The following is a 387-nucleotide window of genomic DNA, read 5'->3' as shown; positions in this document are numbered from 1 at the left end:
TGTCCCTACTGGGAATAATGAACCAGAAGCTAAACCAGCAATTTGAGTAGTAACAGCACCAGTAGAATTATCAGTTCCAACAGGAGTTGTATAATTAACTACAGCACCGTCAGTACCAGCATCTACATTTTGAGGAATATCACCAGGACATACAATCTCAGGGTCTTCATTATCAGTAATAGTAACATCAAAGCTACACTCAGCAGTATTTCCACAAATGTCAGTAACACGAAACGTATTAGTAGTTGTCCCTACTGGGAATAATGAACCAGAAGCTAAACCAGCAATTTGAGTAGTAACAGCACCAGTAGAATTATCAGTTCCAACAGGAGTTGTATAATTAACTACAGCACCGTCAGTACCAGCATCTACATTTTGAGGAATATC

At 39.0% G+C, this 387-nt stretch carries 1 protein-coding gene; it reads right to left on the bottom strand.

Going from position 1 to position 387, the window contains the following annotated elements; all coding sequences use genetic code 11:
- Positions 1-387: HYR domain-containing protein (locus ACH5TX_RS16005; RefSeq protein ID WP_439340495.1), on the bottom strand; the 387-nt coding region annotated here is incomplete at both ends.

The sequence above is a fragment of the Thalassobellus citreus genome, assembly GCF_044385915.1.
GTDB classification, from domain to species: domain Bacteria; phylum Bacteroidota; class Bacteroidia; order Flavobacteriales; family Flavobacteriaceae; genus Thalassobellus; species Thalassobellus citreus.
Note: the sequence above shows the minus strand (reverse complement) of the source record. Positions and strands in the feature narration are given on the sequence as shown.